Below are 26,072 nucleotides of genomic sequence, written 5' to 3'. Positions count from 1 at the left end.
TCTTGTCCCCAGCCCGATCAAAGCCGCCATGCCGAACGGATGGCAACCGGATAAACATCACCCGCAGCAACAGCCTCGCGGCTATAGGCCCGCAGCGCCTGCCCATCCGGCATCGACAGCCTCATCGCATAGCGCTCGCCCTCATAGAGAATGGAAACGACCCGGCAGGAAATACCCTCGGCATCGGCAAGCACGTCCTCCGGCCGCACGAGGATATCCGCAAGCGCCGAGCCATTTGCACGGTTCTCCCAAAGGCCCTGGAAAGACGACCAGTCGATGCGTCGTGGCCCGCCATCGGGAAAAGCGAGCGACAGGATGGCACCCTGCCCGACAAGGCCGCCGACCATTTTCCCTTCAGGACGCGCGTAGATCTCAGCCGGCGGTGCCACCTGCAGCAGCCGCCCCTCGGACATGACGGCGACGTCGGTCGCAAGCGCCATCGCCTCGCTCTGGTCATGCGTGACATAGACCATGGTGGCGCCCGAGCGCTGATGAAACTCGCGGAACGTCTCCTCCATCTCCTTCTTCAGGTGACGGTCGAGGTTGGCGAGCGGTTCGTCCAGCAGCACGACATCGGGCGATGTCACCAGGCAGCGAGCAAGCGCCACGCGCTGCCGCTGACCGCCGGAGAGATCGGCAGGCCTACGTTCGGCATAGTCACCAAGACGCACGGTCGCCAAGGCTTCGCGCACCTTTTCACGATAGCGCTCGCCCGAGATGCCGCGCACCTTCAAGGGATAGCCGACATTGTCTGAAACGTTCATGTGCGGCCAGAGCGCGTAGGATTGAAATACCATCGCCATATTGCGCCGCTCCGGCGGCAGCATGTTTGCGGCATCGGCCAGCAGCCGCTCGCCGAGATGGATGGAACCATCCGTCGGCTGCTCGAAACCGGCGATCATTCTGAGCACGGTCGTCTTGCCGCAACCGGAGGGGCCGAGCAGCGCCAGGAAACCGCCCTCGCGAACATCGAGCGACAAGGCGTTGACGGCAGCGCGGCCACCAGTACCAAAATCCTTGCTGATATGATTGAGGATCAGCTTCGCCAAGGCACGACTCCTTTCGGCAGGCGCTTGGCCATGATCTCCAGAAGCACCATCATGATGACAACCATGGCGATCACAATGACCGACATGGCCGAGGCAAGATCGGCGCTGCCGCCATCGTCGAGATTGTAAATGACGACGCCAAGCGTTTGAGTGCCCGCCGACCAGAGCAATGCCGAAACGGTCAGCTCGTTGCAGGCGATGAGGAAGACGAGGATCACCGAGGCACCCGCCGCCGGCGCGATCAGCGGCACGATGATGTCGGTCAGGCGGCGGAAGAAACCGGCACCGGAAAGACGCGCCGCCTCTTCCAGCGCCGGATCGAGCTGCAGGAAGGCGCTCATGACCGGCTTCAGGCTGACAGCGAAATAGGCGGAGAAATAGGCAAGCAGGATGATCCAGATCGTCCCGTAAAGCGTAATGTTGAGGATCGGCAGCGGCGCTGCAAACACCAGGATGAAGCAGACGGCGATGATGATGCCCGGGAGCGAATACGGGATCTCGATCATGCCGCCGACGATGCGGCTCAGCATGTCCTTGCGCCGCGTCAGCGCATAGGCGGCAAGCACCGTTACCAGCAGGAGACCGAGTGCCGTCATCCCGGCGAGGAACAGCGAATTGGAAAAGGCGGTGCGCGTTATGCTCTGCCGAAACAGGATTTCCGTGAAGGCGTTGAGCGATGCCGTCTTGAAGGTGAGCGGCACGCCATAGGCCGGCACCAGCGCACCTGCGACCAGCGCCAGGAACGGCGCGACAAGCATAATAAACAGAATGGCGCAGAGCACCGGCAGCACCAGAAAGCGCCAACGGCCGAGCGAAAAGGCAGCCGTCGCACCGGAAATGCCGATAACGCGATAGTCGCGCCCCTTCAAGGCCCTGCCCTGCACGGCAAGCCCGGCAACGGCGATGATGGCGATCATCATCGACAGCACGGCGATGTCACCGAAGGTGCGCGGTCCGAAACTGGAAAACTTGGTGAAGATCAGCGTCGACAGCGTGTAGATCGAGGCGGGAATGCCGAGGATGGCGGGAATGCCGAAATTGCCAATGGACGAAACGAAGGCAATCGCAGCTCCGGCAATGACACCGGGCAGAGACAAGGGCAGGATGATATCGCGGAAGACGCGCAAACCGGAGGCTCCAGAAAGCCTTGCGGCCTCGACACCATCGCGCGGCAGCGCCATCAGACCGGCGCGCAAGGCGAGATAGACGAGCGGCGCATGCTGAACGCCATAGAGCAACGCGATGCCGCCGACTGAATAAAGCGGCTGCGGCGAGCCAAGCGGCGGCGCAATATGCAGCGCTTTCAACAAGGGGCTCGATGGTCCCGACATCTGCACCCAGGCAAGCGCCGTCACCTGCGGCGGGATCATCATCGGCAGCACGAACAGGAAGCCGAGCAGTCCCCTGCCCGACAGATCCGTCAGCGTCAGCAGGAATGCGAAGAGGCAGCCGAGCAAGACGGAAACGATGGTGCCGAGCACTGCCGTTTCGATCGTGTACCAGGCCGAGCGCCAGAGCGCCGGATCGGTGATGAGCTCATAGGCGCCGCCTCTCAGCAGCGCCTCGATGCCGGCAAGCGCCAGCCGCGCCAGCGGCAGGACGCTGAGCAAGAGCACGACGGCAACAACAAAAGGAAACAGCCAGGCCGGCTGGCTGTTTCCCTTACGCACATATCCGTACATTCCAAATCCGGGTCGGATTACTTCGACTTGAAGTAGGTGGAGAAGGTCTTCAGGTCCTGATCGGTATTCTTAAGAGCATCGGCTGCATTCAACGGCAAAACCTTGATGCTGTCACGTGCCGGGAAACCTTCCGGCAGCGGCGTGCCGTTGCGCGCCGGAATGTAGCCGAGCTTCAGGAAGCCTTCCTGGCCTTTTTCGGAGAGAACATAATCGACGAATTTCTTCGCGGCGTCGGCATGCTGCGTGCCGGCGAGAATGCCGACCGGCTCGGTGACCGCCGAAACGCCCTCCTTCGGGAAGACGAACTCCAGGGGCGCGCCCTTGGCCTTTTCGCGGATCGGCATGTAGTCGACGATCATGCCATAGGCCTTCTCGCCGGAAGCGACGGACTTCAGCACGGCGCCGTTGCCGCCGGAAGCGATTGCGCCATTGTCAGCGAGGTTCTTGTAATAGTCCCAGCCGAGGCTGCTGACGCCGGCAAGCGTCTGCGCGTGGATGAGAGCGGCACCTGAAGCAAGCGGGCTCGGCATGGCGACGAGACCCTTGGCTTCCGGCTTCACCAGATCCTGCCAGCTTGCCGGCTTCATCGCGGCGGCGGTGTTGTAGACGATGCCGGTCGTGATCAGCTTGGTGGAGTAGTAATAGCCATCGGCGTCGTAAAGAGCTGCATCGTAATTGGCAGCTTCCGGCGACTTGTATGCGAGCAGCTTGCCGGCTTCCTTCAGGCGCTCCAGCGTCACCGTGTCGGCGATCAGCAGGACGTCAGCGACCGGAGCACCTGCCTGCATTTCAGCCTGCAGCTTGGCGATGATCTGCGGCGTGCCGTCACGAACCCAATCGACCTTGATACCGGGATTGGCAGCCATGAAGCCATCGACGGTCGCCTGCGCATCGGCATTCGGCTGGCTGGTGTAGAGGACGAGATCGGCAGCGTTTGCGGTACCGGAAAAAAGGGCAATGGCCAACAGGCCGGCAAAGGCGGAAACAAAGGTCTTCATGAAAACGTCCTCGGCTAGGTTGTAGGAGGGTTGTCTAGACGCACGGCTTAACATGATTGTGACAGTTGAATTTGAATAGATTGCCGTTCGTACGATGATTGAATCTTGACCATCGCCATCCAGCACTATTTCCTGACGTACGTATTTCAGATGGGATCGAGGAGGATAGATCTATGGAATATCGCTTGCTTGGCCGCTCCGGCCTCAAAGTTTCCACCATCACCATGGGCACCATGACCTTCGGCGGAGTCGGCTGGGCAAAAACCGTCGGCGATCTCGGCATCAAGGACGCAAAGAAGCTTGTCGACATGTGCATCGATGCCGGCGTCAACCTGCTCGACACGGCCGACGTCTACTCGCAAGGCGCCTCGGAGGAAATTCTCGGCGAGATCATCGGCGGCCCCCGCAAGAACGGCGTGCTGATCGCCACCAAGGCGCGCTTTCCGATGGGTCCCGGCGTCAACGATGTCGGTTCCTCCCGTCAGCATCTCATCCAGGCCTGCGAGGCGAGCCTGAAACGCATGAAGACCGATGTCATCGACCTCTACCAGCTGCATGAGTGGGACGGGCAGACGCCGCTGGAAGAAACGATGGAAGCGCTCGACACATTGGTTCGCCAGGGCAAGGTCCGCTATATCGGCTGCTCGAATTTTTCCGGCTGGCACATCATGAAGGCGCTCGGCGTCAGCGAACGCGACAAGCGCGAACGTTTCGTCAGCCAGCAGATCCACTACACGCTCGAAGCCCGCGACGCGGAAAACGAACTGGTGCCGATCAGCATCGACCAGGGCCTCGGCATCCTCGTCTGGAGCCCGATTGCCGGTGGCCTGCTATCCGGCAAGCATCGCCGCAACCAGGCGACGCCAGAGGGCACCCGCCAGTTCGCCGGCTGGACGGAACCACCGATCCGCGATGAAAACCGCCTTTGGAATATCGTCGATACGCTGGTGGAGATTGCCGAGGGTCGCGGCGTTTCGGCCGCTCAAGTGGCGCTTGCCTGGCTCATCGGCCGCAAGGGCGTGACGTCGGTCATCATCGGCGGCCGCACGAAGGCTCAGTTCAAGGACAATCTCGCGAGCGCCGAGCTGAAGCTCACGGACGAAGAACGCAAGCGGCTGGATGATGTCAGTCTGCAGCCGCTGATGTATCCCTATTGGCACCAGCGCAACACGGCCAGCGACCGCCTGAGCGAGGCCGATCTTGCACTGATCGGCCCGCATCTGGCGAAATAAGAAACTCCTTCTCCCCACGGGGAGAAGGTGGCCCGAAGGGTCGGATGAGGGGACCGCCCGGTTTGAACTCATGGATTTTCCCGCTCTTGGCGCCCCCTCATCCGCCTGACGGCCCCTTCTCCCGAAGGGAAAAGGGGTTGCGCGGCAACGATTTCATTTCACATATGATTGCGCTTCTCTCGTGGGAAGCGGCGAAGCTTAGGCCGCTATCGCCCCGATTTCGCCTGATATCAGCTTGCCGAGCCGCGAGATGCCCTCTTCTATCATCTCGTCATTGGCGCAGGAGAAGCTGACGCGGAAAGTGTTCGCACCGCTGCCATCGGCAAAGAAGGCCTGACCGGGCACGAAGGCGACCTTCGCCGTTTCCAGAGACCGGGCCAGCAGCTTGGCGCCATCCATGCCCTTCGGCAGGGTGACCCAGACGAACATGCCGCCTTCAGGCTTCGTCCAGCTCGTGCCCTCTGGCATGTACTTCGCGAGTGCGGCCAGCATGCAGTCGCGGCGGTGGCTGTAGGTCTTGCGGACCTTGGCGACCTGGGCCTCGAACCCGCGCTCGGCAACCTGATGGATCGCGATCTGGTTGATGGTCGAGGAATGCAGATCGGCGGCCTGCTTCAGCAAGACCAGCTTGCGGATGACGGGCGCATTGGCGACGACGAAGCCGACGCGAAGGCCGGGCGCCAGCGTCTTGGAGAAGCTGCCGCAATAGATCGTGCGCGTGTCGTTGATATTGCCCTTGCGCGCGATTTCCAGGGCGAGGATCGGCGCGACCGGCTCGCCGTCGTAGCGCAGCGACTGATAGGCCGCATCTTCGATGACGGCGATATCGAGCTCTTCCGCCAGATCGAGCAGCTTTTCGCGGCTGGCCAGGTCGACCGTCTCGCCCGTCGGGTTGGCGAAATCGGCCGAGAGATAGGCGAACTTCACCCTGCCACCCGCCTGCGAGGCAGCAGCGCGATAGGAGTCCGGAGTACGGTTGCCGTTCGGCGTCAGCTGATCGTAGGTCGGCTCATAGGCGTTAAAGGCCTGCAGCGCACCGAGATACGTCGGCGCCGTCACCAGCGCCGTATCCTTCGGCGACAGGAAGAGCTTGCCGAGATAATCGAGCCCCTGCTGCGAACCGGAGACGATGAAGACGTTTTCGAGTTCGCAGGGAACGCCGAGCGCCCCCATCTGTCCCACAAGCCATTCACGCAGCGGCTTGTAGCCTTCGCTGACCGAATATTGCAGCGCCGCGTTGACCGTCGGACCGGAAAATATATCGGCATAGGCCTGCTTGAATTCGGCATCCGGAAACAGTGCGGGATCGGGAATGCCGCCGGCGAAAGAGATGATATCCGGCCGCTCCAGCAGCTTCAGCAGCTCGCGGATTTCGGAGGCGCGCATACGGCTCGAGCGCGTCGCAAAGATATTTTCCCAATTCAACATGGGGTTTCCTCGTAATTTTCGGTCTTTCCGACACAAGATCACGCAACAAAAGATAAGTCAACAATGCTGACCTATTTTGTTTGTCACCGTGACAGATATTGTCAGGCTTTCCTGCTAGCAGTGGTCTCTCGAATGAAAAAAGCGAGCGCCAGGCAACAATGAGCACCGACCCGACATCGTCCTTCTATACTGACAATGCAGCCCTCTACGCCGCGCGCGACCGCAACCTGCCGAGAAAGCGGCTTGATGCCTTCCTCGACGCCTTGCCCGCCGGCGCGCCCATCCTCGAACTGGGTTGTGGCGGCGGCCAGGATGCCGCCTACATGCTCTCGCGCGGCTTCGACGTCACGCCCACGGACGGCTCTGCCGAGCTCGCCAGGGAAGCCGAAAAACGCATCAGCAAGCCGGTTCGAATCATGCGCTTCGAAACATTGAATGCCCGCGACGCTTTCGACGGCATATGGGCGGAAGCGAGCCTTCTGCATGTGCCGCGCTCGATATTGCCGGATATCTTCGGTCGCATTCTAAAGGCCCTGAAGACCGCTGGCATCTTCCACGCCAGTTTCAAGGCGGGAGAGGCCGAAGGACACGACAAGTTCGGGCGCTACTACAACTATCCCTCTGCCGCTTGGCTAGAGGCTATGCTGAGTACCGGAGGATGGAGAAACATCACCATGACCGAAGTCGACGGCAGCGGCTTCGACTGCGAGCCGGCAAGATGGCTCTACGTGACAGCCAGAAAATAGAAGGACCGGAGCCTACTCGATATTCTGCGGTGGCACTCGGCTCGGTAAAGGCTCTTCCGCCCCAAACGCAACATGTGCGATCACGCCCTGCAGCCGATTAACGCCAGGGCGCTGCGCGCATATTAGCTAAAGTTGCCTCGATGGAGTCTACTCGCCACATGTCACTGTCGGGGATGTCGTCGACAACAGCAACAATTGCGGCTTGCAACGCGTCGCCATGCAGCCAGTCGGCAACGGTTCGTCTAAGTTCCAACGCAACATCCTCCCAGAGTGCGCAGCCCTGCGGCAAGCTATCCGAACGATTAATGATTTCCGTGAGTTGCAGGACAGAATTCGGCGCGAAGTTGAGGCGCCACGCCTCCAAGATGGAACCGGTATCCCTTCCGAGGCGAATTGCACAGACAAACCAGTTTGTTGCGTCAAACTTATCGGGATGCTGCAATCGCGCCCAACCCCAGGACGCATCATAAACGTTCTCTATTGCTAGACGCTCTTCTGCCGGCCATTTACTCCAGCCGGCATATTCCAGTTTCAAGAGGATTACGAGCGGATCGAAACCAGGTTCACCCGGTGTCAAAAGGGCATGTTGCAGAATACGCGGAAGATAATGTCTGTACTCATCAATGCCACCGACCGTGGTCATCGCTGCCATGGCATAGCCGCCCAAAGCCTCCCCGCTTAGGTTGACTAACGGCGCAGAATGTAGGTCGCGCATGATCTTCTCCGGATCTCGCAATGGCGATGCGTCCAGAGTTTTAGGGGATGGATAGTCTGCAAATGCCGCATAGGCCGCCTGCCAGCACCTCTGCAGCTTCGCTACTACTCGGCTTAGGTCGGTTTCATCGGAGCGCATATACAACCCTGTAGCGAATTCTCGATTACTTCGCTAGCAGTTCTTGAGTGGCGTAAAAATGAAAGGCCGAAGAAGTTTCCTTCCTCGGCCTCGTCTTTCAATGCTTCACCGTTTCGAAAGCTTAGTTGACCGACTTATCGACCAGCTTGTTCTTGCCGATCCAGGGCATCATGCCGCGCAGCTTGGCGCCGACTTCTTCGATCTGGTGGCTGTCGTTGTTGCGGCGGATACCCTTGAAGCGGGCAGCGCCCGAACGGTATTCCTGCATCCACTCGGAAGTGAATTTGCCGGTCTGGATGTCCTTGAGGACGCGCTTCATCTCAGCCTTGGTTTCTTCAGTGATGATGCGCGGACCGGTGACGTATTCGCCCCATTCTGCCGTGTTCGAGATCGAGTAGTTCATGTTGGCGATACCGCCTTCATAGATCAGGTCGACGATCAGCTTCACTTCGTGCAGGCACTCGAAATAGGCCATTTCCGGAGCGTAACCAGCCTCGACCAGCGTTTCGAAGCCGGCGCGGATGAGCTCGACGAGACCGCCGCAGAGAACGACCTGTTCGCCGAAGAGGTCCGTTTCGCACTCTTCGCGGAAGTTGGTTTCGATGATGCCCGAACGGCCGCCGCCGACGCCGCAAGCGTAGGAGAGAGCGAGTTCAAGCGCATTGCCGGAAGCGTTCTGGTGAACGGCTACGAGGCAGGGAACGCCGCCGCCCTTCTGGTATTCGCCGCGAACCGTGTGGCCCGGGCCTTTCGGAGCGATCATGACGACGTCGACCGAAGCCTTCGGCTCGATGAGGCCGAAGTGAACGTTGAGGCCGTGTGCGAAGGCGATCGCAGCGCCGTCACGGATGTTCGGAGCGATTTCGGACTTGTAGATGTCGGCCTGAAGTTCGTCCGGGGTCGCCATCATCATCAGGTCGGCCCAGGCGGCAGCTTCGGCAACGGTCATGACCTTGAAGCCATCGGCTTCGGCCTTCTTGACGGTCGGGGAACCGGCCTTGAGCGCGATCACAACGTTCTGTGCGCCGCTGTCCTTCAGGTTCAGCGCATGCGCGCGGCCCTGGGAACCGTAGCCGATGACGGCGACCTTCTTCGACTTGATGAGGTTGAGATCGGCATCACGATCGTAATAGACGCGCATTGTTTGTCCTTCCCTTTGCTTGTCTGGGTGCAGATTTTAAATTGTCAGACGGTCGCTGCTGCTTCCGCCAATACCTTTTCCGTGCCGTAAAGCTTGAGGAAGGCGCTGACCGCCTTTTCCGCCTGACGGCTCGTATCCTTCAAACCGGGCTCGCCGAGCAGCATGCGAACATGCAGATCGGAGACGACGAGCCCGTAAAGCGTGTGATATGCTTCGTCGGCATCGGTGAAGCGCAACAGCCCTGCCCGCTTGCCGGCATCGATGAGGCCGATTGCGCGACGGTCGATCTGCCGCCGCCCGCGCTCCAAAAGCAGCTTGCCGAGCTTCGATCCGTCGCGGTTCGACTGGCCGATCGCCAGGCGGTTCAATGCGAGAGAGACGTCGCCGGCCAGAACCTCCAGCAGATCGCGGGCGAAAATCACCAGATGGTCATGCAGGCTTGCCGTATTCAGCCGCTCGCCATTGCGCTCGAAGGTGCGGACCTTGCTGGCCTGATAGGTAATCATGGCCGACAGCAGGCCGTCACGATCGCCGAACCACTTGTAGAGGCTTTCCTTGGAGCAATTGGCGGCGCGCGCGACACCCGAGGTCGTCAGCGCCTTTTCGCCGCCGTCGACGAGGAGACGCAGCGCCTGTTCCAAAACCGCGTTCTGGCGCGGCGAAAACTCGCTCGACTGTCCTACTTCGCTCAGCACGATGGCTACTCCCAAATGCGTACCGTACGGTACGGTTCGTGGCGCTTTATGCAGGAGGTCGATGCAGCCGTCAAGCGGAATTCGTTGCTGCACTGCGCCAAAAAGAGAGCGCTTGTCAGGGCAGGCTCATGCCAGCTAGAGCTTGCGCCTATCCGCTGTCGCGCTGGAGCCTCCCGATGAAAGTCGAACGATCGTTGCCTCTCGATATACCAACCATTCTGACGCCATCCAGCGTCAGAATGGCCGAAAGCAAGCAACGCATGCTTGTCCGTATCTCGGGGATCGGCATGGCGATAGGCCTGCTTGCCCTGTCCGCCTCGGCCCACTCGACGGCAAAAACAGTCCCCGGACCCGCAGGACGCTATTGCGGCAAACTTCTCTCTGGCGACAAGTTGGTCGATGTCGAAACTTCGCTTCGGGTCGACGGACAAGGTCACATCTCGGGGACTTATCGCTTCGATGACGATGGAACGACGACGGTCGGATCATTGTCCGAAGTTGGGGCGTCTGACGGCAGGCAGCGCACACTGCGTTGGTTCGACAAATATGGAATGGGGTCTCTGACGATCCACTTCGCCGCTGGTTATCACCGCTTCGAAGGCCTATGGGGATCGCAGGGTGCCACTCCCAGCTACATCTGGAATGGCAGTGACTGCAGCGCCCCAATCAGTTGATCGAAGGTCACGCGTGAAGACGGCTATTCTGCAGCCACAGCGCTGCGCATCGCCTCGACGTCCCTCAGAGGAGGGAGACCATAAAGGCGGCTGTATTCGCGGCTGAACTGCGAGGGGCTCTGATAGCCGACGCGATGGCCGGCCGATCCGACATCGAGTTGCTCGACGATCATCAGCCGCCGCGCTTCATGGAGCCGGAGCTGCTTCTGATATTGCATAGGCGACATGGCCGTCACCGCCTTGAAATGATGGTGCAGCGATGAAACGCTCATGCCGACACGCTCGGCCAGATCCTCGATGCGGAGCGACTGGGTGAAATTGCCGCGTATCCAGGCAACAGCACGCGCCACCCTGTTGCTTTGGCTCTCGGCCATGGCAACCTGCAGCAGCCGAGGGCCGTTCGGTCCGGTCAGCAGGCGATAGAGAATCTCCTGCTCGATCAACGGCGCCATCGCCGGAATATCATCCGGTCGGTCAAGCAATCTGAGCAGCCGCAGCGAAGCATCAAGCAGTTCCGGAGATGCGGCATTGACGGCAAGCCCGCGCATCGGTTCCGCCGTCATTGCCTGGCGGGGAATATTGACCCGCGACAGCAGCTCATTCAGCCGTTCGCTTTCGAGCACCATCGAGAAACAGAGATAGGGGGTCTCGCTGCGGACATTGGTGACCTGCGTCGATACCGGCAGGTCAAGCGCGGTCAGAATATATTCGCCGACACCGTAATGGTAGGTATCGGTCCCGACCGTCAGGCTCTTGCGGCCCTGGACGACAACCGCATAGGAGGGCCGATAGGCGCCATGTTGCCACACGGTGACAGCCGACTGTCTGTACAGGTTCAGGCCCTCGATGGCGGTGCGATGCTCTCCGTCCCCGGTGGCGAAACGGGCAACGATGGAGGCGAGTTCCTGGTTGGGATTGAAAGGCAGGGTCATGCACAACCAACTGTTTTCGAGTAGATATCGAGGCTTATCTAGGTAACCTACCCCAGCAGCGAAAGGGCGACCGCATAATTAGATTCGCAGGATCGTACACAAAGCTTGCAGGATCGCTCTAACGCTGCAGCCGGGTCCCGATGCATAGTGCAGCGTCTCAATTCCACTCCCAACCCGTCCAAAAATTCAAGGAAACTCCCATGCCTATCGCAAAGGGTTATGCCGCAACCGACGCGTCCAAGCCGCTCGTCCCCTTCACCTTCGAACGCCGCGAACCGAACGATGATGACGTCGTCATCTCCGTTCAATATTGCGGTGTCTGCCATTCCGACATCCACCAGGCCCGCAACGAATGGGGCTTTTCGAAATATCCGATGGTTCCTGGCCACGAAGTCGCTGGCGTTGTAACCGCTGTCGGCTCGAAGGTGTCGAAGTTCAAGGTCGGCGACCGCGTCGGCGTCGGCTGCTTCGTCGATTCCTGCACGACCTGCGCCACGCGCGACCTGGACTACGAGCATTACATGCCGGGCCTCGTCCAGACCTATAACGACGTCGAAGCCGACGGCAAGACGCCGACCTTCGGCGGCTATTCCGACTCGATCGTCGTCAAGGAAGGCTATGTCCTCTCCTTCCCCGACAACATTCCGCTCGATGCGGGCGCGCCGCTGCTTTGCGCCGGCATCACGCTCTATTCGCCGCTGCGTCACTGGAAGGCCGGCCCCGGCAAGAAGGTTGCAATCGTCGGCATGGGCGGCCTCGGCCACATGGGCGTCCAGCTGGCGAATGCCATGGGCGCCGATGTGACGGTTCTCAGCCAGACGCTGTCGAAGAAGGAAGACGGCTTCAAGCTGGGCGCAAAGGACTACTACGCGACCAGCGATGCCGAGACCTTCACCAAGCTCGCAGGCACCTTCGACCTGATCATCAACACGGTCGGCACCGCCATCGACTGGAACGCCTATCTCAACCTGCTGAAGTATGACGGCAGCATGGTGCTGGTCGGCGTTCCCGAACATGCCGTTCCGGTTCATGCCTTCTCGCTGATCCCCGGCCGTCGCAGCCTTTCCGGTTCCATGATCGGCTCGATCAAGGAAACGCAGGAGATGCTCGACTTCTGCGGCGAACACAACATCGTCGCAGAGATCGAGAAGATTAGCATCCAGGAGATCAACGAAGCCTATGAGCGCGTGCTGAAGAGCGACGTTCGCTATCGCTTCGTCATCGACATCGCCTCGCTGGCCTAATTTGAAAAGGGCGGCGTCCGATACGGACGCCGCCCTCGCAATTATTCCTCGCGTATGCTTTCCCTTTGCGTGATCAGCCGGGCGCTGTGCTGCCGGCTGATGTAGATCCACAGCCAGCTCCAGGCGACAGCGATACGCCAGCGCACGCCGATCAGGAAGTAGATGTGGGCTAGGCCCCATACCCACCAGGCAAGCCATCCCTTCAGCTTCAGCCAGCCGAAATCGATGATCGCCGCACTCTTGCCGATCGTCGCGAGGCTGCCCTGATGCCGATAGTGGAACGGCCCCGGTGCAGCCTTGCCAGCAAGTTTCGCCTTGATCACCTTGGCAACGTAGGCGCCCTGTTGCTTTGCGGCCGGCGCGATCCCCGGCACGGGGCTGCCATCGTCACGCATGACGGCGGCGGTGTCTCCGATAATGAAGATGTCCTCCTGGCCCGGCGCCCTCAGGTCCCTGTCAACGATGGCACGGCCGGCTCGATCGGCAGGAATGCCAAGCCATTTCGCGGCCGGCGATGCCTCTACACCCGCCGCCCAGACGATGGTGCGGCACGGCACGAATGTATCGCCGATCGTAACACCTTCCGTCGAGCATGAGGTGACGGGTTTGCCGAAACGAACCTCGACGCCCAGCAGCTCGAGTTCCTTTTGCGCGTAGTCGGAGAGTTCCTGGGCAAAAGCCGGCAGCACCCGCGGACCGGCCTCCACGAGCAGGATCTTTGCCTTGCGGGTGTCGATGTTGCGGAATTCCCTGGGCAATGTCGTCCGCGCCAGTTCCGAGATGATGCCGGCAAGTTCCACGCCCGTCGGACCGGCGCCGACGATCACGAAAGTCAGCAACGCCTCGCGGACGGCCGGATCCGTTTCCAGCTCCGCCTGTTCGAAGGCCAGAAGTAGGCGACGGCGAATGGTCGTCGCGTCCTCGAGCGTCTTCAATCCCGGCGCCACCGGCTCCCATTCATCATGGCCGAAATAGGCATGGGTGGCACCGGTCGCCAACACCAGCGTATCGTAAGAGATCTTCTGACCGTTTTTCAGCAGCACCTCATGCGCCACGCTGTCGACACCGATGACTTCGGCAAGCAACGTCGTCACTTCGGGCCTATCCCTGAAGAAGTTACGGATCGGCCAGGCGATTTCGGAGGTTGCGAGCAAGGTCGTTGCGACCTGATAGAGAAGCGGCTGAAACAGATGGTGATTGCGCCGGTCGATCATCGTGATGCGAACAGGAGCGCCTTTCAGATCGTTGGCGCACTGCACTCCACCGAAACCGCCCCCGACGACAACAACGTGATGATCCTGCATGGCAACACCTCATATCTAGGTTTCGCCTGAAAACGTAGGGTTGAGACGCATCAGCAGCAACCATCTTTTCTGCATGGCACCTGTGCAGCCGTCACCCGCCGTTATACCTACTTTGCATAGTCGACAGGCACAAAGGCGCCGCTTTTCAGCTCTTCCATCGAAATCGACGCCGAGACATCGAATAGCTCGATCTTGCGCACCAGCATCTTATAGATGACGTCATAATGCTCGACGCGCGGCAATACGATCTTCAGAATATAATCGTAATTGCCAGTCAGCCGGTGCGCTTCCACGATTTCGGGAATATCGCCGATCGCCTTGCGAAAAGCTTCGATCCACTCGTCGGCGTGATGCGCGGTCTTGATCATCGCATAGACCGTCGTCGGCACCCCCATCTTTTCACGGTCGAGCACGACGATGCGCCGGGCGATATGCCCGCTTTCCTCAAGACGCTGGATGCGGCGCGAACAGGCCGAGACCGACAAGGCGACGCGATCGGCAAGTTCCGTGACGGATATGCCAGCATCCGCCTGCAAAATTTCGAGAATCTTTCGGTCACGTTCGTCCAGCATGTGCGGTAATCCCCATCTATGCGCCGTTATTTTGCACATAAATCGAAAAATGCGCAAACTCTTGCAGAGAAATCCTGATAAGCTTCGAAAAATGCAAACACATCGCGCATGAATCGCAGCACTATTTCTCCATTCACATCTAAGGAGCGGAGAACAGCATTATGCGCACCATTGGCCTGATTGGCGGCATGAGTTTCGAGAGTTCGGCAGTCTATTATCGCCTGATCAATGAGATGGTTCGCGAGCGTCTGGGAGGCCTCTCCTCCGCTGAAATGGTCATGTACTCCGTCAATTTCGAAGAAATCGTCGCCCTGCAGAAGGCCGGACGCTGGAACGATGCCGCCGATCGGCTCGCCGATGCGGCGGAACGCCTGCAAAGGGCCGGTGCCGAATGCGTGCTGATCTGCACCAACACCATGCACCTGATCGCGCCCCAGGTTGCCGAACGTGTTTCCGCGCCGCTCATCCATATCATCGATGAAACCGCGGCGGCGCTGAAGGCCGCGGGCCGGGTCAAGCCGCTGCTGCTCGCGACGCGCTATACGATGGAACACGGCTTCTATGCCGAGCGCATGGCTGAAAACGGCGTCTCCATCATGGTTCCCGGTTCCGAGGATCGCACGGTAACGCATGACATCATCTTCAACGAGCTCTGTGCCGGCATCATCAAGGACGAATCCCGCCGGAAGCTGAACAGCATCATCGAGCGCGCCAAGGCCGAAGGCGCCGACAGCGTCATTCTCGGCTGCACCGAGATCTGCCTTATCCTCGATCCGAAGGCGCTGATCCTGCCCGGCTTCGACACCACAACGATCCATGCGGAAGCAGCCGTCGACTTCGCCCTTGCGGATGAAAAGGCCCATAGCAGCTGCGCTGCCTGATCTCGATCAATTTACTTGACTGAGTCCAATAAATAATGGACATCGTCTTCTATATTTGAGGAGACGATGTCATGCCCCCTGCTGCCGAATTCACGACCATCGATGCCGTCCGCGACTTCAACCGGTTCTACACGAATTTTCTCGGTGTCCTGAACAAGGCCTATCTCGACAGCCCCTACACTTTGACGGATGTGCGCGTGCTGTTCGAAGTCGGATTTCGCGGCGGCGTTGCCGCTTCGGCCCTGACGCGCGACCTCCATCTCGATCCCGCCTATCTCAGCCGCATCGTCAAACGCTTCCGCGAGGATGGGCTGATCGAGACGACGCCGGATCCGAGCGACGCGCGCAGCCAGGTCATAAAAGTCACCGAAAAGGGACAGGCGCAGTTCGAGGAATTCGTCCGCCGCTCGCGCGCGCAGATCGCCGGCTATTTCGAAAAGCTCGCAATCGGCGAACCGGAACGGGTCGTGGCAGCGATGCGGACGATCCAGGATACGCTCGGCGCCGATGAAACAACTGTCGCTCCTGCCATTATCCGCAACCATCGTTCCGGCGACATCGGCTGGATCGTGCAAAGCCAGGCACGTTTCTACACCGAGGAATTCGGCTGGGACGATCGCTTCGAAGGACTGGTCGCCGAAGTCGCCGGCAAATTCCTGTCCAATTTCAATCCTGAGAAGGATCGGTGCTGGATCGCCGAGCGAGGCGGCCTGAATGTCGGCTCCGCCATGATCGCCGATGGCGGCGACGGCATCGCCAAGCTCAGGCTGCTCTATGTCGACAAGGCCGCACGCGGCCTCGGCCTCGGCAAGTTGCTGGTCGACGAATGCATCCGCTTCTCGCGTGACGCCGGCTACAAAAAGCTATCGCTTTGGACCAACGATATTCTCGATACGGCGCGGGCAATCTACATCAAGGCGGGCTTCAAGCTTGCGGCGGAGGAAAGGCATCGCATGTTCGGCCCGGAACTGAACGGCCAGACCTGGGTGCTCGATCTCTAAACAGGCTAGTCGCGAGGTCCATGGACACGCTGCGGCTTCACTTCTATTCTCCATGCACCCCTGATTTGCATCGAGACATCGACATGGCCGCAAACATCGAAATCCGGATAGAGCCCATTGCCGACGAGTATATCGAGGATTTCCGCGCAGCGCTCGATACCGTCGCGCGCGAGTGGAAATATCTATCGCTCCTCGAAGCCCCACCGCTGGAAGACACGCGCGCCTTCGTCCTCGGCATGATCGAAAAGGGCAATCCGCAATTCGTCGCGCTGGCCGATAGCAAGGTGGTCGGATGGTGCGATATCAGCCGCCATACGTTTCCGTCCCATGCCCACACCGGCAGGCTCGGCATGGGCATCATCCCCGCCTATCGCGGCCAGGGACTGGGACGTCGCCTGATAGACGCAACGCTGCAGGCAGCGCGCAATGTGGGAATAGAACGCGTCGAGCTTAGCGTGCATGCCGACAATGACAGAGCCATCGCGCTTTATGAGAAAGTCGGCTTCGTCCGCGAGGGCTTTGCCCGCAAATCCGTTCGCATAGACGGACGCTACCTCGATGCCATCTACATGGCACGATTCCAGGAATAGCCAATCGGTGACCAGCCGATTTTGTCGTTAACTTTGTTGCATCGCAAAAATTCACTTGATTTGGAAACGATCATTTCCTAAAAGAGTGTCATGACGACAAACGCTCTCGACATCGCACCAAAGCTTCGCGGCCGGCCACGGGAATTCGACATGGATTCCGCGCTTGACGAAGCACTGCGCGTCTTTTCCGAGCGGGGCTATTATGCCGCCTCGATCAGCGAATTGACCGAGGCCATGGGACTGACCGCCGGCAGCGTCTACAAAGCCTTCGGCGACAAGCGCGGCGTGTTCCTTGCTGCTTTCGATCGCTATCGCCACGTACGGCAGCGCCTGATCGACGAAGCCCTTGCCGAAGCGCCAAATGCTCATGAAAAACTGCGGACATTGGCGAGGTTCTTTGCTGAAGCATCGTGCGGCGAGATCGGTCGCCGGGGTTGCCTCGTGGTCGGCAGCGCGACCGAGCTTGCACTTTTTGACGAAGAGGTCGCAAACCGCGTCGGCGTGGCCTTCGATTTCGACGAGAAGCGCATTCTGGATCTCATTCGCCTGGGTCATTCCGATGGTTCCGTGGCGAAGCATGTCGACCCTGAAAGCACCGCCTGTGCCCTGCTGGCCCTGACAAAAGGCATGCGTGTAATTGGCAAGACCGGCCGTAAAGCCGAACATATGCTCGCCGTCGCCGAGACGGCCATGAAACTGCTGAACTGATTTTCATCGAAATTTTGGGGAGCCCCCCTGCCCGCACCGAGGACAAGACATGCCCGCAACTGCCGCCGCCAGACGGGAGAGCACGCCGCTCCCTGAAAAGACCATTTCGCCGCTGCTGACCTTCATGTTCGCCGCCGCCTGCGGGCTGGTGGCCGCCAATCTCTATTATGGCCAGCCGCTCGCCGGCCCTATCAGCCAGTCGCTCGGCTTCACCCCCGCCGCAACAGGCCTCATCGTCACGCTGACCCAGATCGGCTACGGCCTCGGACTCTTGCTGATCGTGCCGCTCGGCGACCTTTTGGAAAACCGCAGGCTGGTGCTGACACTGGTTGCGCTTTCCGCCATCGCACTGGTCGGCGCCGCTTTTGCCTGGTCGCCGTCGCTGTTCCTGCTCGCTTCGCTCTGTATCGGCCTTGCTTCCGTCGCCGTGCAGGTTCTGGTTCCCTTCGCGGCGCACATGGCGCCTGATGCCAGCCGCGGTGCCGTCGTCGGCAACGTCATGAGCGGCCTGCTCGTCGGCATCATGCTCGCCCGCCCGGCGGCGAGCTTCTTGTCCGAGCTTCTGTCCTGGCACGCGGTCTACATCATCTCCTCCGGCATCATGATCGGGCTGATCGTCATCCTGCGCCTCGTCCTGCCGACCCGCGTGCCACATACGAAGCTGCACTACGGACAGTTGCTGTCCTCCATGGGTCACCTCGCGCTCCATACGCCGGTCCTGCAGCGACGCGCGCTCTATCAGGCCTGCATGTTCGGCGCCTTCAGCCTCTTCTGGACGACGACGCCGCTACTGCTGGCGAGCCCGGCCTTCGGCCTGACACAGAACGGCATCGCCCTTTTCGCGCTTGCCGGCGCAGCCGGCGCGGTCGCATCCCCGATTGCCGGACGTGTAGCCGATCGCGGCTGGACGAGGCCTGCGACCGCCTTTGCGCTGGTAATTGCGATCGTTGCCTTCCTGATCGGTCACTTTTCCGGCGGCGGCTCGCTGCTGGCACTGGCTACGCTCACGCTGTCAGGCATCATGCTTGACTTCGGCGTTCAGACGAATCTCGTGCTCGGACAACGCTCGATCTTCGCGCTCAGCGCCGAACATCGCAGCCGTCTCAACGGGCTCTACATGGCGACCTTCTTTGCCGGTGGCGCCCTCGGTTCGGCGCTCGGCGGCTGGGCTTATGCGACCGGAGGCTGGAACCTGGCCTCCTGGATTGGTGTAGCTTTCCCGGTCATCGCGCTGCTTGCCTTCCTGACCGAACGCAATTCCAGGAAAAGTGCGTAGCGGTTTTCCGTCCGGAATGGCGTAAAAACAAAAGGATAGAACATTTTCGCGATTCGAAGAAAAGCGGAAAGGTTCGAACGCTAGAACTGATCAGGACGGCTGCGGCACGGCCAGCCGCAGCCAGTCACATTCCCGCAAGCCTGCGCCATGAAACGGATCGACCAGCGTGCCGGAAACGATGCCCGCCAAGATCTGCGGCGCCGGCGGCACCTTCGCGATGGTGGCGACCAGCCGGTCCCGAATCCAGGCCAATGCCGCCGAATCCGATTGGTAAAAGGGCGTGAAAGCGGCAGACAGCAGCTGGAACAGCCGCACATGCATCCGCCGGGCTTTCGCATAGGCACCAAGTGCAGCTTCAATCGTGTCATGGCCGGCAAGCGCATGTGCCAGCGCCGCGACATCCAGCAGAGCCATGTTGGCACCCTGCCCGAGCTGCGGGCTGGTGGAATGCGCCGCATCGCCGACGAAAACAGTTCGCCCGCTATAAGGCATCATCACGGTGCGATGGGCATAACGCGCTAGCGTCAACTGCTCCCAATCGGTGATCTGCTCCAGCAAGGGCTCGCATTCCGGCCAGTAGCCGCGGATCGTCTGCTTCCAGCAATCGAGCCCGCGCTTGCGCACCTCGTCCGCATCCGCCACTTTCAAGCTCCAGAACAAAGCGGCCTGTTTCGGCAAATCCGGCCTTCTGCTGCCGATCGGCAAGACGCCGATCATCACGCTCGCCCTGTCATAACGCTGCGTCAGCGCCGCCTGATCCACCAATCCGTCCGGACAATCGAGCGTCGCCCAGAAGGCACCGTAGACGAGGTTGCGTGCACGTGGCGCAACGGGCGAGGCTGCTACCAGCTCCGAGCGCGCGCCACTGGCGTCGATGACGAGATCGTAAGGTCCGAGGCGCTCTCCCCCTTCGATGGAGAGATAGCTTTCACCGCCCTCCTCCATCACACCGATGACCCGCTGCCCGATATGGATCGGGTGTCGCCGTGCGGAGACCTCATCATAAAGGGTATCGAACAGAGCCGCGCGATGGACGCCAAGCCCATAACGCCCACCCGGCAGCGCATTGTAGCGCACATCAAGAACGATGCGGCCGTGGGTGGTTTCCGTACCGAACAAGCGGTCGATGCGGTTGCCAGCGGCATGGATGGCCGGACCGAGCCCAAGCGATTCCAGCACGGTCAATCCGGTCGGCTGTAGCATGAGCGCCGAGCCGACGGGGGCCGGGCTATTGAATCTTTCGATGATATCGGTCGTGTGCCCAGCACGGGAAAGAAAGAGAGAAGCGGCAAGCCCGGCAGGCCCGGCGCCGACGATGGCGATCTTCAAAGGCTTCACGATGGGCAGCTCAATCCGGCGATTGATCGAAACGGGTACGCGCGGCCCGCACGGCCTCGTGATTGGCCTCGGCCCAGTTCAGAAGCTGTGCCAGCGGCTCGTAGAGCGAATAGCCGAGATCCGTCATGCGGTATTCGACGCTCGGCGGCTTTGTCGGGAAAACCTCCCGACCGATATAACCATCGCGCTGAAGTTCCCGCAGCGTCTGTGTCAGCATGCGCTGGGAGATATCCGGCACCATGCGGCGCAGCTCGCCAAAACGATAGGGCCGCTGCGCCAGAGCTTCCAGCAAAAGCACCGACCATTTGCCGCCGATCTGCGAGACCAGATCCCGCACCGGGCAATCCGTAAACGTAACCTTGCTGATATCGACGGCACGCAACGGTACCTTCGTGTTGCGCAGATTGACGACAGTGCTGGTGCTCAAGGCGGTTCCCTTTTGGTAACGTAGAGCCAAAAAACTGCCTCCTTTACAGGTCGAAGTCAAACACCAATGTAGAGCTGGTCTCTTTTTGAGAGCGACAAACCCCTGCAATCCGCGGCGGTCAAACAAGGAAAAAGATATGAGCAGCACTCTTCTCGTCACCGGCGCCGCCGGTCAGCTTGGCCAGCGCGTCATCCATCACCTGCTGGAGACATACAAGGTCGCTCCCGGCCGCATCATTGCCGCCACGCGCAGCCCCGAAAAGCTTTCCGACCTCGCCGCCAAGGGCGTCGTTACCCGCAAGGCCGATTTCGACGATGCCGCCGGCCTGACCGCCGCCTTTGCCGGCGTCGATCGCCTGCTGATCATCAGCACCGATGCGCTCGCCGTTCCCGGCCAGCGCCTGAAGCAGCAGACCGCTGCTGTGGAGGCCGCCAAGAAGGCTGGCGTCAAACATATTCTCTATACGTCCATGCCGGCCCCCGAAGGTTCGCTGGTCAGCTTTGCGCCGGACCACCTCGGCACCGAAAACGCCATCAAGGCAAGCGGCATCGGCTACACGATTCTGCGCGACGCCTGGTATTTCGACAACTTCCTGCACGGCCTGCCGCACAGCCTCGAAATCGGCAAGTGGTACACCGCGACCGGTGGCGGCCGCGTCAGCAATATCAGCCGCGAAGATTGCGCACTCGCGATCGCCGCTGCCCTGGCTTCCGACACGACGGAAAGCGCCACCTACACGCTGACCGGCTCGACCGCCGTCACCATCGAGGATGTCGCAAGCGTTGTCAGCAAGATCACCGGCCGCCCGCTTGAGGTCGTTCAAGTAAACGACGAACAGTTCGCCGCTGGCCTTGCCGGCGCCGGCCTGCCGCCCTTCGTGGTCGACATGCTCGTCTCCGCCGACGCCAACACCCGCGCCGGCAAATTCGATATCCTCACCAACGACTTCAACAAGCTGACCGGCAAGGAGCCACAGACGCTGCGCAGCTTCTTCGAGGAACACAAGGCTGTATTGGCTGGCTGAGGTTTGGGAAGGTCAGGCAAGACTTGCTTTGTCTCGCCTTCAAGCATGGCCCCTCACCCCAACCCTCTCCCCGCATTGCGGGGCGAGGGAGTTTTGAGGCATCATCCGCAAACTCTCACCGAATGATGCGATCGCCAGTTTGCGCTGTCGTCCCTTCTCCGCGTCCTGAGCTTGTCGAAGGGGCGCGGAGAAGGCTAGGATGAGGGGGCAGGCAAGACGGCGCGGCAAAAACCAGCGCGCCAGACCACCCCAACCCCTTCCGTTCAAACTACCTGCCCGCAAGCCCGGCGGAACCGCCTCACCGTTTCGACCATGCCATATTCCAGCGCATCGGCGGTCAACCCATGGCCGATCGAAGTCTCCGCAAGCTTCGGAATACGCCTCAGCAGTGCCGGCAGATTGGCAACGGTCAGGTCGTGGCCGGCATTGACGTCAAGCCCGTTGGCGAAGGCGGCATCGGCGGTCTTGCCAAGCGCCTCCAGAATGACGGCAGCCTTCTGCGGATCGTCGTAGCAGCCGCCATAGGGGCCGGTATAGAGCTCGATGCGATCGGCACCGACCTCCCTGGCAATCTTCACGGCGTCTGCATCGCCGTCGCCATCGGCAAACAGCGATACGCGGCAGCCGATCTTCTTGTACTTGGCGACAACGTCGACCAGCAGTTCGCGGTTATTGCGAAAACCCCAGCCGTGATCCGAGGTCGCCTGCGCGGGGTCGTCGGGCACAAGCGTCACCTGCTCCGGCTCGGCGGCGGCGCAAAGATCGAAGAACTCGTCGCTCGGATAGCCTTCGATATTGAACTCCGCTTCGGGAAACTCGTCATCGATCAGGGCGCGGATATCGGGCAGATCGGAAAAGCGGACATGCCGCTGATCGGGGCGCGGATGAACCGTCAGACCGCTGGCGCCGGCGGCCAGTGCGATGCGGCCAAGCCCGATGACGCTCGGCCAGGGAAGATCACGCCGGTTGCGCAGCATCGCGATGGCGTTGAGGTTCACGGAAAGCTTGGCGGGCATAATCGAAATCCCTGATTTTCAAAGCGGCTGATATCAGCCGTTCTATGCCATTATGCCCAGCAAAACCAACGAGATTCCGACATCAACCCATGCAAAACTTTGATGGGCACGACAAAGCCGCATCACCAGGTGGTGACGCATCGGCAGCAACGTCCTTTTGCGGATATTTATGACCGCGAACGCCGCCCTATCGGACGATCGTCAGCGTCTCAGCGGCGCGGGTAATGGCCGTATAGAGCCAGCGCTCGCGCGTATCGCGAAATGCCCAGCTCTCGTCGAACAGCACGACATTATTCCACTGCGAACCCTGCGCCTTGTGCACCGTCAGCGCATAGCCGTAGTCGAACTCGTCATAGCGCTTGCGGGTCGACCACGGGATCTCACCCTCGACATCCTCGAAGGCCTGTTTCAGCAGCTTGATCTTCGCGGCGCCGCGGTCCATGTCGTCGTCTTCCGGGCGGATCAAAAGATTGATGCCCGGCTTCGTCGTTTCTCTGGAAGACGTCATGACCTGCCAGAGCGAGCCGTTGAGCAGCCCCTTGGCGGGGTCGTTGCGCAGGCAGACCAGCTTGTCACCAGATTGCGGATACTCGGCCGTAAATCCTTTAAGCTCGCGCAGACGCTGATTGTAGCGCCGCCGTGTCCGGTTGGTGCCTACCAGCACCTGATCGGCCTCCATCACCAGCGGCTGCGTGACCTCGTTCTTCGAGATCACCTGCGCGGTGCCATAGTCGCCGTGCATGATCTCCTTGCCCTCGCGCACCTGCATGGCGAGCTGGATGATCGGGTTGTCGCGGGCCTGGCGATGAATGTCCGTCAGCAGATAATCCGGCTCCTCGTTGGTGAAGAAGCCGCCGCCGGAAACGGGCGGAAGCTGACCGGGATCGCCAAGCACCAGAATGGGCGTGCCAAAACTCATCAGATCCTTGCCGAGCGCTTCGTCCACCATCGAGCATTCGTCGACGATGATGAGCGCAGCCTTGGCGACCGGGCTCTGGCGGTTGATGGTAAACATCGGCGCGATCGACGTCTTGCCCGTCTCCTCGTCCTCGACGGCTTCCTCGCCGCGCGGCCGGTAGATCAGCGAATGGATGGTCTTGGCATTCGAGGCGCCGCGCGAACGCAGCACCTGCGCCGCCTTGCCGGTAAACGCCGCAAACAGCACATCGCCGTCCACATGCTCGGCAAAATGCCGCGCAAGCGTCGTCTTGCCCGTACCGGCATAACCGAACAGACGGAACAGCGGCGAACGCCCTTCCTTCAGCCACTTGGCGACGGCCTGGAGCGCTTCATCTTGTTGCGGCGCGAATTGCATGCGCCGAATTGGCAGGATTCGGCCGATGGAAGCAAGCAGTAAAAAATACCCGGCGAGCTGGGAATAAAATCCCGGGCAGCCGTGTCTCATGTCCGGCAACGCAAAATGCGAGGCCTGGACGACCATCGTTCACCCACCCGAGGAGAGACATCATGAAGACCCTGAGTTTCCTGGCCACGCTCGCTGCGGCATCGGCCTTTGCCACAGCCGCCTTCGCTGCAGCACCCGTCAAGACGGTCGAAAGCGCCAAGGGCAAGGTGCTCGCCGGCGAAAACGGCAAGACCCTCTACACCTTCAAGAACGACAAGGCTGGCGTGTCCAACTGCAACGGCGATTGCGAGAAAGCCTGGCCACCCTTCATGGCCGATAGCAAAGCCAAGGCCGAGGGTGCATATTCGATCATTACCCGCAAGGACGGGATGAAACAGTGGGCAAAGGACGGCATGCCGCTCTACTTCTTCGTCAAGGACGCAAAGTCCGGTGACATCGCCGGCGACGGCTTCAAGGGCGTCTGGGATGTCGCGAAGCCCTGATGAGAACGGAAAGGGCGTGGCGGGAACCTCCCCCGCGCCCGATAGCTTCGAGGCGGAGGTGCTGGCGCTCCTCCCCTCGTTGCGACGCTATTCGCGCAGCCTCACCCGCTCGGATGCCGACGGCGAGGACCTGCTTCAGGATTGTGTCGAGAAGGTTTTGACCCGGCGCAGCCAATGGCGCGGGCTAAACCTGCGCGGCTGGATCCTCACCATCATGACCAATCTTTACCGCAACGAGCGGCGCCAGCAGGGCGGCCGCAGTTTCGTCGATATCGATGACAACAGCCATCTGCCTGCGGCCGAAACCGACAACGACCCGCTGCGGCGATCCCATCTGGAGACGGCGCTGAACAGCCTCGGCGAAGAGTATCGCGCGGTGCTGATGCTCGTCATCGTCGAAGGCTACAGCTATCAGGATGTCGCCGACATGCTCGATATCCCGATCGGCACGGTCATGTCGCGCCTGTCGCGCGCGCGCCAGAAGATGACCAGCCTGCTGAACGCAGACAATGTTGTCACGCTTCGGAGACCAAAATGAACGAACGCAAACCAACCGTTACCGAAGCGGACCTTCACGCCTTTGCCGATGGCCTTCTGCCGCCGGAAAAACAGGTGGAATTGCAGGCATGGCTGGCCGAAAATCCCGACGAGGCTGCTTCCGTGGCTGCGTGGCAGGCTCAGAACAATGACATCCGGGCCATGTTCTCTTCCTACGCAGTGTCAAAGGACCACGACGCCGATCTGATTTCCAAAAGCAGACGCACACCTTCTACCGAGACGATACAGCCACGGCGGAGTCACAGGCTGATGATGCTCGCCGCCTCGCTGGCGCTCTTCATCGCGGGCGCGGCGGCCGGTCATTTCGGTCCCGATCTCTTAGCACCACGCGAACTGCAGCTAACCTCGATCGAAGCCCTGCCGCAGCAGGCGCATTCGGCCTTCATCGTCTACGCCAGCGATGTCCGCCATCCCGTCGAGGTCGGCGCGGATCAGGAAGCGCATCTCGCCACCTGGCTCGGCAAGCGCATGAATGTCGCCGGCCTCAAGGTGCCGAGCCTGCAAAAGCTCGGCTTTCAGCTGGTCGGCGGCCGACTGCTGCCTGTCAACGGGACTCCCGGCGCCCTGTTCATGTATGAAAATGCCAGCGGTCAACGCCTGACCGTGCTGGTGGGGCGCAATAGCGGCAACACCACGACCAGCTTCCGCTTCGCCAGCGACAATGCCGTCGAGACCTTCTACTGGATCGACGGCGACCTCGGCTATGCCGTGACAGGCGAGATTTCGCGCGACATGCTGCGGCAGGTGGCGGACGAATGCTACAAGCAATTTTCGTCCTGACGCCGACGGGACACTTGCATAGGACATTTAGATAGGGGGCAGCCACCCGCTCTCGTGGTTCGAGACGGCCCTTTG

General features: G+C 60.6%; 27 protein-coding genes. 13 read left to right on the top strand and 14 right to left on the bottom strand.

Annotation, left to right across the window (positions count from 1 at the left end; all coding sequences use genetic code 11):
• Window positions 1–17: 17 nt before the first annotated feature.
• The 3 genes from AC13Q5_RS34505 to AC13Q5_RS34495 are packed head-to-tail and all read right to left on the bottom strand — an operon-like array spanning window position 18 to window position 3,729.
• On the bottom strand, window positions 18–1,049 hold the full coding sequence (locus AC13Q5_RS34505) for an ABC transporter ATP-binding protein (RefSeq protein WP_488504881.1): 1,032 nt from the start codon (window positions 1,047–1,049) through the stop codon (window positions 18–20).
• Complete coding sequence (locus tag AC13Q5_RS34500) at window positions 1,037–2,731, bottom strand: ABC transporter permease (RefSeq protein WP_488504880.1); 1,695 nt, start codon at window positions 2,729–2,731, stop codon at window positions 1,037–1,039. The genes AC13Q5_RS34505 and AC13Q5_RS34500 overlap by 13 nt, the downstream gene beginning before the upstream one ends.
• A 17-nt stretch (window positions 2,732–2,748) precedes the next feature.
• Window positions 2,749–3,729 (bottom strand): ABC transporter substrate-binding protein, encoded by a 981-nt coding sequence (locus AC13Q5_RS34495; RefSeq protein WP_457881779.1) that lies wholly within the window; start codon window positions 3,727–3,729, stop codon window positions 2,749–2,751.
• Window positions 3,730–3,902: 173 nt separating this feature from the next.
• On the opposite strand from AC13Q5_RS34495, the gene AC13Q5_RS34490 reads away from it, so the two are divergent.
• On the top strand, window positions 3,903–4,961 hold the full coding sequence (locus tag AC13Q5_RS34490; protein WP_075850831.1) for an aldo/keto reductase: 1,059 nt from the start codon (window positions 3,903–3,905) through the stop codon (window positions 4,959–4,961).
• Window positions 4,962–5,159: 198 nt separating this feature from the next.
• On the opposite strand, the gene AC13Q5_RS34485 is transcribed toward AC13Q5_RS34490, so the two are convergent.
• Window positions 5,160–6,389 (bottom strand): aminotransferase-like domain-containing protein, encoded by a 1,230-nt coding sequence (locus tag AC13Q5_RS34485; RefSeq protein ID WP_488504879.1) that lies wholly within the window; start codon window positions 6,387–6,389, stop codon window positions 5,160–5,162.
• A gap of 158 nt (window positions 6,390–6,547) precedes the next feature.
• On the opposite strand from AC13Q5_RS34485, the gene AC13Q5_RS34480 reads away from it, so the two are divergent.
• On the top strand, window positions 6,548–7,135 hold the full coding sequence (locus AC13Q5_RS34480) for a class I SAM-dependent methyltransferase (RefSeq protein ID WP_488504878.1): 588 nt from the start codon (window positions 6,548–6,550) through the stop codon (window positions 7,133–7,135).
• Between the two features lie 97 nt (window positions 7,136–7,232).
• Here the strand turns inward: AC13Q5_RS34480 and AC13Q5_RS34475 are convergent, their stop codons facing one another.
• From AC13Q5_RS34475 to AC13Q5_RS34465, 3 genes are all read right to left on the bottom strand, one after another.
• Window positions 7,233–7,988: a hypothetical protein gene (locus AC13Q5_RS34475; RefSeq protein ID WP_488504877.1), complete on the bottom strand. Its 756-nt coding sequence runs from the start codon at window positions 7,986–7,988 to the stop codon at window positions 7,233–7,235.
• A 121-nt stretch (window positions 7,989–8,109) separates the two neighbouring features.
• Window positions 8,110–9,129, bottom strand: a complete 1,020-nt coding sequence (gene ilvC, locus AC13Q5_RS34470; protein ID WP_069612460.1) for a ketol-acid reductoisomerase — start codon at window positions 9,127–9,129, stop codon at window positions 8,110–8,112.
• Window positions 9,130–9,173: 44 nt separating this feature from the next.
• A complete protein-coding gene (locus tag AC13Q5_RS34465) occupies window positions 9,174–9,824 on the bottom strand; it encodes a TetR/AcrR family transcriptional regulator C-terminal domain-containing protein (RefSeq protein ID WP_075850834.1) in 651 nt (216 codons plus the stop codon).
• Window positions 9,825–10,000: 176 nt separating this feature from the next.
• On the opposite strand from AC13Q5_RS34465, the gene AC13Q5_RS34460 reads away from it, so the two are divergent.
• Window positions 10,001–10,498 carry a hypothetical protein gene (locus AC13Q5_RS34460; protein WP_488504876.1) on the top strand — a complete coding sequence of 166 codons (498 nt, stop codon included), beginning with the start codon at window positions 10,001–10,003 and terminating at the stop codon, window positions 10,496–10,498.
• A 23-nt stretch (window positions 10,499–10,521) separates the two neighbouring features.
• On the opposite strand, the gene AC13Q5_RS34455 is transcribed toward AC13Q5_RS34460, so the two are convergent.
• Window positions 10,522–11,430, bottom strand: coding sequence for an AraC family transcriptional regulator (locus tag AC13Q5_RS34455; RefSeq protein ID WP_488504875.1), 909 nt, complete (start codon window positions 11,428–11,430; stop codon window positions 10,522–10,524).
• A 200-nt stretch (window positions 11,431–11,630) separates the two neighbouring features.
• On the opposite strand from AC13Q5_RS34455, the gene AC13Q5_RS34450 reads away from it, so the two are divergent.
• Window positions 11,631–12,674: an NAD(P)-dependent alcohol dehydrogenase gene (locus AC13Q5_RS34450; protein ID WP_488504874.1), complete on the top strand. Its 1,044-nt coding sequence runs from the start codon at window positions 11,631–11,633 to the stop codon at window positions 12,672–12,674.
• Window positions 12,675–12,715: 41 nt separating this feature from the next.
• Here AC13Q5_RS34450 and AC13Q5_RS34445 read toward each other — a convergent pair whose 3' ends face one another.
• Window positions 12,716–13,978, bottom strand: coding sequence for an NAD(P)/FAD-dependent oxidoreductase (locus AC13Q5_RS34445; RefSeq protein ID WP_488504873.1), 1,263 nt, complete (start codon window positions 13,976–13,978; stop codon window positions 12,716–12,718).
• A 107-nt stretch (window positions 13,979–14,085) separates the two neighbouring features.
• The gene (locus AC13Q5_RS34440; protein WP_075850838.1) at window positions 14,086–14,550 is read right to left on the bottom strand and encodes an Lrp/AsnC family transcriptional regulator; all 465 of its coding nucleotides are present in this window, start codon (window positions 14,548–14,550) and stop codon (window positions 14,086–14,088) included.
• Between the two features lie 161 nt (window positions 14,551–14,711).
• On the opposite strand from AC13Q5_RS34440, the gene AC13Q5_RS34435 reads away from it, so the two are divergent.
• From AC13Q5_RS34435 to AC13Q5_RS34415, 5 genes are all read left to right on the top strand, one after another.
• Window positions 14,712–15,431, top strand: a complete 720-nt coding sequence (locus tag AC13Q5_RS34435) for an aspartate/glutamate racemase family protein (RefSeq protein WP_457881790.1) — start codon at window positions 14,712–14,714, stop codon at window positions 15,429–15,431.
• A 71-nt stretch (window positions 15,432–15,502) separates the two neighbouring features.
• A complete protein-coding gene (locus AC13Q5_RS34430; protein ID WP_488504871.1) occupies window positions 15,503–16,432 on the top strand; it encodes a bifunctional helix-turn-helix transcriptional regulator/GNAT family N-acetyltransferase in 930 nt (309 codons plus the stop codon).
• Between the two features lie 83 nt (window positions 16,433–16,515).
• On the top strand, window positions 16,516–17,022 hold the full coding sequence (locus AC13Q5_RS34425; protein ID WP_075850841.1) for a GNAT family N-acetyltransferase: 507 nt from the start codon (window positions 16,516–16,518) through the stop codon (window positions 17,020–17,022).
• A gap of 90 nt (window positions 17,023–17,112) precedes the next feature.
• Window positions 17,113–17,730, top strand: a complete 618-nt coding sequence (locus AC13Q5_RS34420; protein ID WP_075850842.1) for a TetR/AcrR family transcriptional regulator — start codon at window positions 17,113–17,115, stop codon at window positions 17,728–17,730.
• Between the two features lie 49 nt (window positions 17,731–17,779).
• A complete protein-coding gene (locus tag AC13Q5_RS34415) occupies window positions 17,780–19,006 on the top strand; it encodes an MFS transporter (protein ID WP_075850843.1) in 1,227 nt (408 codons plus the stop codon).
• 90 nt (window positions 19,007–19,096) lie between these two features.
• Here the strand turns inward: AC13Q5_RS34415 and AC13Q5_RS34410 are convergent, their stop codons facing one another.
• Window positions 19,097–20,344, bottom strand: coding sequence for an FAD-dependent oxidoreductase (locus AC13Q5_RS34410; protein ID WP_075850844.1), 1,248 nt, complete (start codon window positions 20,342–20,344; stop codon window positions 19,097–19,099).
• Between the two features lie 10 nt (window positions 20,345–20,354).
• Window positions 20,355–20,771, bottom strand: coding sequence for a winged helix-turn-helix transcriptional regulator (locus tag AC13Q5_RS34405; protein ID WP_075850845.1), 417 nt, complete (start codon window positions 20,769–20,771; stop codon window positions 20,355–20,357).
• 136 nt (window positions 20,772–20,907) lie between these two features.
• Here AC13Q5_RS34405 and AC13Q5_RS34400 point away from each other — a divergent pair, with 136 nt between their 5' ends.
• Window positions 20,908–21,795 (top strand): SDR family oxidoreductase, encoded by an 888-nt coding sequence (locus AC13Q5_RS34400; protein ID WP_075850846.1) that lies wholly within the window; start codon window positions 20,908–20,910, stop codon window positions 21,793–21,795.
• Window positions 21,796–22,058: 263 nt separating this feature from the next.
• Here AC13Q5_RS34400 and AC13Q5_RS34395 read toward each other — a convergent pair whose 3' ends face one another.
• Both AC13Q5_RS34395 and AC13Q5_RS34390 read right to left on the bottom strand, forming a co-directional pair.
• Complete coding sequence (locus AC13Q5_RS34395; RefSeq protein WP_075850847.1) at window positions 22,059–22,811, bottom strand: pyridoxine 5'-phosphate synthase; 753 nt, start codon at window positions 22,809–22,811, stop codon at window positions 22,059–22,061.
• A 187-nt stretch (window positions 22,812–22,998) separates the two neighbouring features.
• Window positions 22,999–24,126 carry an ATP-dependent DNA helicase gene (locus AC13Q5_RS34390; RefSeq protein WP_075851839.1) on the bottom strand — a complete coding sequence of 376 codons (1,128 nt, stop codon included), beginning with the start codon at window positions 24,124–24,126 and terminating at the stop codon, window positions 22,999–23,001.
• A 152-nt stretch (window positions 24,127–24,278) separates the two neighbouring features.
• Here AC13Q5_RS34390 and AC13Q5_RS34385 point away from each other — a divergent pair, with 152 nt between their 5' ends.
• The 3 genes from AC13Q5_RS34385 to AC13Q5_RS34375 are packed head-to-tail and all read left to right on the top strand — an operon-like array spanning window position 24,279 to window position 25,997.
• Window positions 24,279–24,659 (top strand): COG4315 family predicted lipoprotein, encoded by a 381-nt coding sequence (locus tag AC13Q5_RS34385; RefSeq protein ID WP_075850848.1) that lies wholly within the window; start codon window positions 24,279–24,281, stop codon window positions 24,657–24,659.
• Complete coding sequence (locus AC13Q5_RS34380; protein WP_075850849.1) at window positions 24,643–25,197, top strand: RNA polymerase sigma factor; 555 nt, start codon at window positions 24,643–24,645, stop codon at window positions 25,195–25,197. The genes AC13Q5_RS34385 and AC13Q5_RS34380 overlap by 17 nt, the downstream gene beginning before the upstream one ends.
• Window positions 25,194–25,997, top strand: a complete 804-nt coding sequence (locus tag AC13Q5_RS34375; RefSeq protein ID WP_075850850.1) for an anti-sigma factor family protein — start codon at window positions 25,194–25,196, stop codon at window positions 25,995–25,997. Before AC13Q5_RS34380 ends, AC13Q5_RS34375 begins: the two co-directional genes overlap by 4 nt.
• Window positions 25,998–26,072: the final 75 nt, after the last annotated feature.

It is taken from the genome of Martinezella sp. CNPSo 3964 (assembly GCF_057784375.1).
Note: the sequence above shows the minus strand (reverse complement) of the source record. Positions and strands in the feature narration are given on the sequence as shown.

Excerpts from the sequence above, each read along its gene's own strand:
- AC13Q5_RS34380 (WP_075850849.1), top strand. The coding sequence starts at position 24,643 with ATGTCGCGAAGCCCTGATGAGAACGGAAAGGGCGTGGCGGGAACCTCC.
- AC13Q5_RS34420 (WP_075850842.1), top strand. The coding sequence starts at position 17,113 with ATGACGACAAACGCTCTCGACATCGCACCAAAGCTTCGCGGCCGGCCA.
- AC13Q5_RS34400 (WP_075850846.1), top strand. The coding sequence starts at position 20,908 with ATGAGCAGCACTCTTCTCGTCACCGGCGCCGCCGGTCAGCTTGGCCAG.
- AC13Q5_RS34495 (WP_457881779.1), bottom strand. The coding sequence starts at position 3,729 with ATGAAGACCTTTGTTTCCGCCTTTGCCGGCCTGTTGGCCATTGCCCTT.
- AC13Q5_RS34430 (WP_488504871.1), top strand. The coding sequence starts at position 15,503 with ATGCCCCCTGCTGCCGAATTCACGACCATCGATGCCGTCCGCGACTTC.
- AC13Q5_RS34485 (WP_488504879.1), bottom strand. The coding sequence starts at position 6,389 with ATGTTGAATTGGGAAAATATCTTTGCGACGCGCTCGAGCCGTATGCGC.
- AC13Q5_RS34375 (WP_075850850.1), top strand. The coding sequence starts at position 25,194 with ATGAACGAACGCAAACCAACCGTTACCGAAGCGGACCTTCACGCCTTT.
- AC13Q5_RS34480 (WP_488504878.1), top strand. The coding sequence starts at position 6,548 with ATGAGCACCGACCCGACATCGTCCTTCTATACTGACAATGCAGCCCTC.
- AC13Q5_RS34425 (WP_075850841.1), top strand. The coding sequence starts at position 16,516 with ATGGCCGCAAACATCGAAATCCGGATAGAGCCCATTGCCGACGAGTAT.
- AC13Q5_RS34440 (WP_075850838.1), bottom strand. The coding sequence starts at position 14,550 with ATGCTGGACGAACGTGACCGAAAGATTCTCGAAATTTTGCAGGCGGAT.
- AC13Q5_RS34390 (WP_075851839.1), bottom strand. The coding sequence starts at position 24,126 with ATGCAATTCGCGCCGCAACAAGATGAAGCGCTCCAGGCCGTCGCCAAG.
- AC13Q5_RS34445 (WP_488504873.1), bottom strand. The coding sequence starts at position 13,978 with ATGCAGGATCATCACGTTGTTGTCGTCGGGGGCGGTTTCGGTGGAGTG.
- AC13Q5_RS34450 (WP_488504874.1), top strand. The coding sequence starts at position 11,631 with ATGCCTATCGCAAAGGGTTATGCCGCAACCGACGCGTCCAAGCCGCTC.
- AC13Q5_RS34455 (WP_488504875.1), bottom strand. The coding sequence starts at position 11,430 with ATGACCCTGCCTTTCAATCCCAACCAGGAACTCGCCTCCATCGTTGCC.
- AC13Q5_RS34475 (WP_488504877.1), bottom strand. The coding sequence starts at position 7,988 with ATGCGCTCCGATGAAACCGACCTAAGCCGAGTAGTAGCGAAGCTGCAG.
- AC13Q5_RS34500 (WP_488504880.1), bottom strand. The coding sequence starts at position 2,731 with ATGTACGGATATGTGCGTAAGGGAAACAGCCAGCCGGCCTGGCTGTTT.
- AC13Q5_RS34395 (WP_075850847.1), bottom strand. The coding sequence starts at position 22,811 with ATGCCCGCCAAGCTTTCCGTGAACCTCAACGCCATCGCGATGCTGCGC.
- AC13Q5_RS34460 (WP_488504876.1), top strand. The coding sequence starts at position 10,001 with ATGAAAGTCGAACGATCGTTGCCTCTCGATATACCAACCATTCTGACG.
- AC13Q5_RS34385 (WP_075850848.1), top strand. The coding sequence starts at position 24,279 with ATGAAGACCCTGAGTTTCCTGGCCACGCTCGCTGCGGCATCGGCCTTT.
- AC13Q5_RS34415 (WP_075850843.1), top strand. The coding sequence starts at position 17,780 with ATGCCCGCAACTGCCGCCGCCAGACGGGAGAGCACGCCGCTCCCTGAA.
- ilvC (WP_069612460.1), bottom strand. The coding sequence starts at position 9,129 with ATGCGCGTCTATTACGATCGTGATGCCGATCTCAACCTCATCAAGTCG.
- AC13Q5_RS34490 (WP_075850831.1), top strand. The coding sequence starts at position 3,903 with ATGGAATATCGCTTGCTTGGCCGCTCCGGCCTCAAAGTTTCCACCATC.
- AC13Q5_RS34435 (WP_457881790.1), top strand. The coding sequence starts at position 14,712 with ATGCGCACCATTGGCCTGATTGGCGGCATGAGTTTCGAGAGTTCGGCA.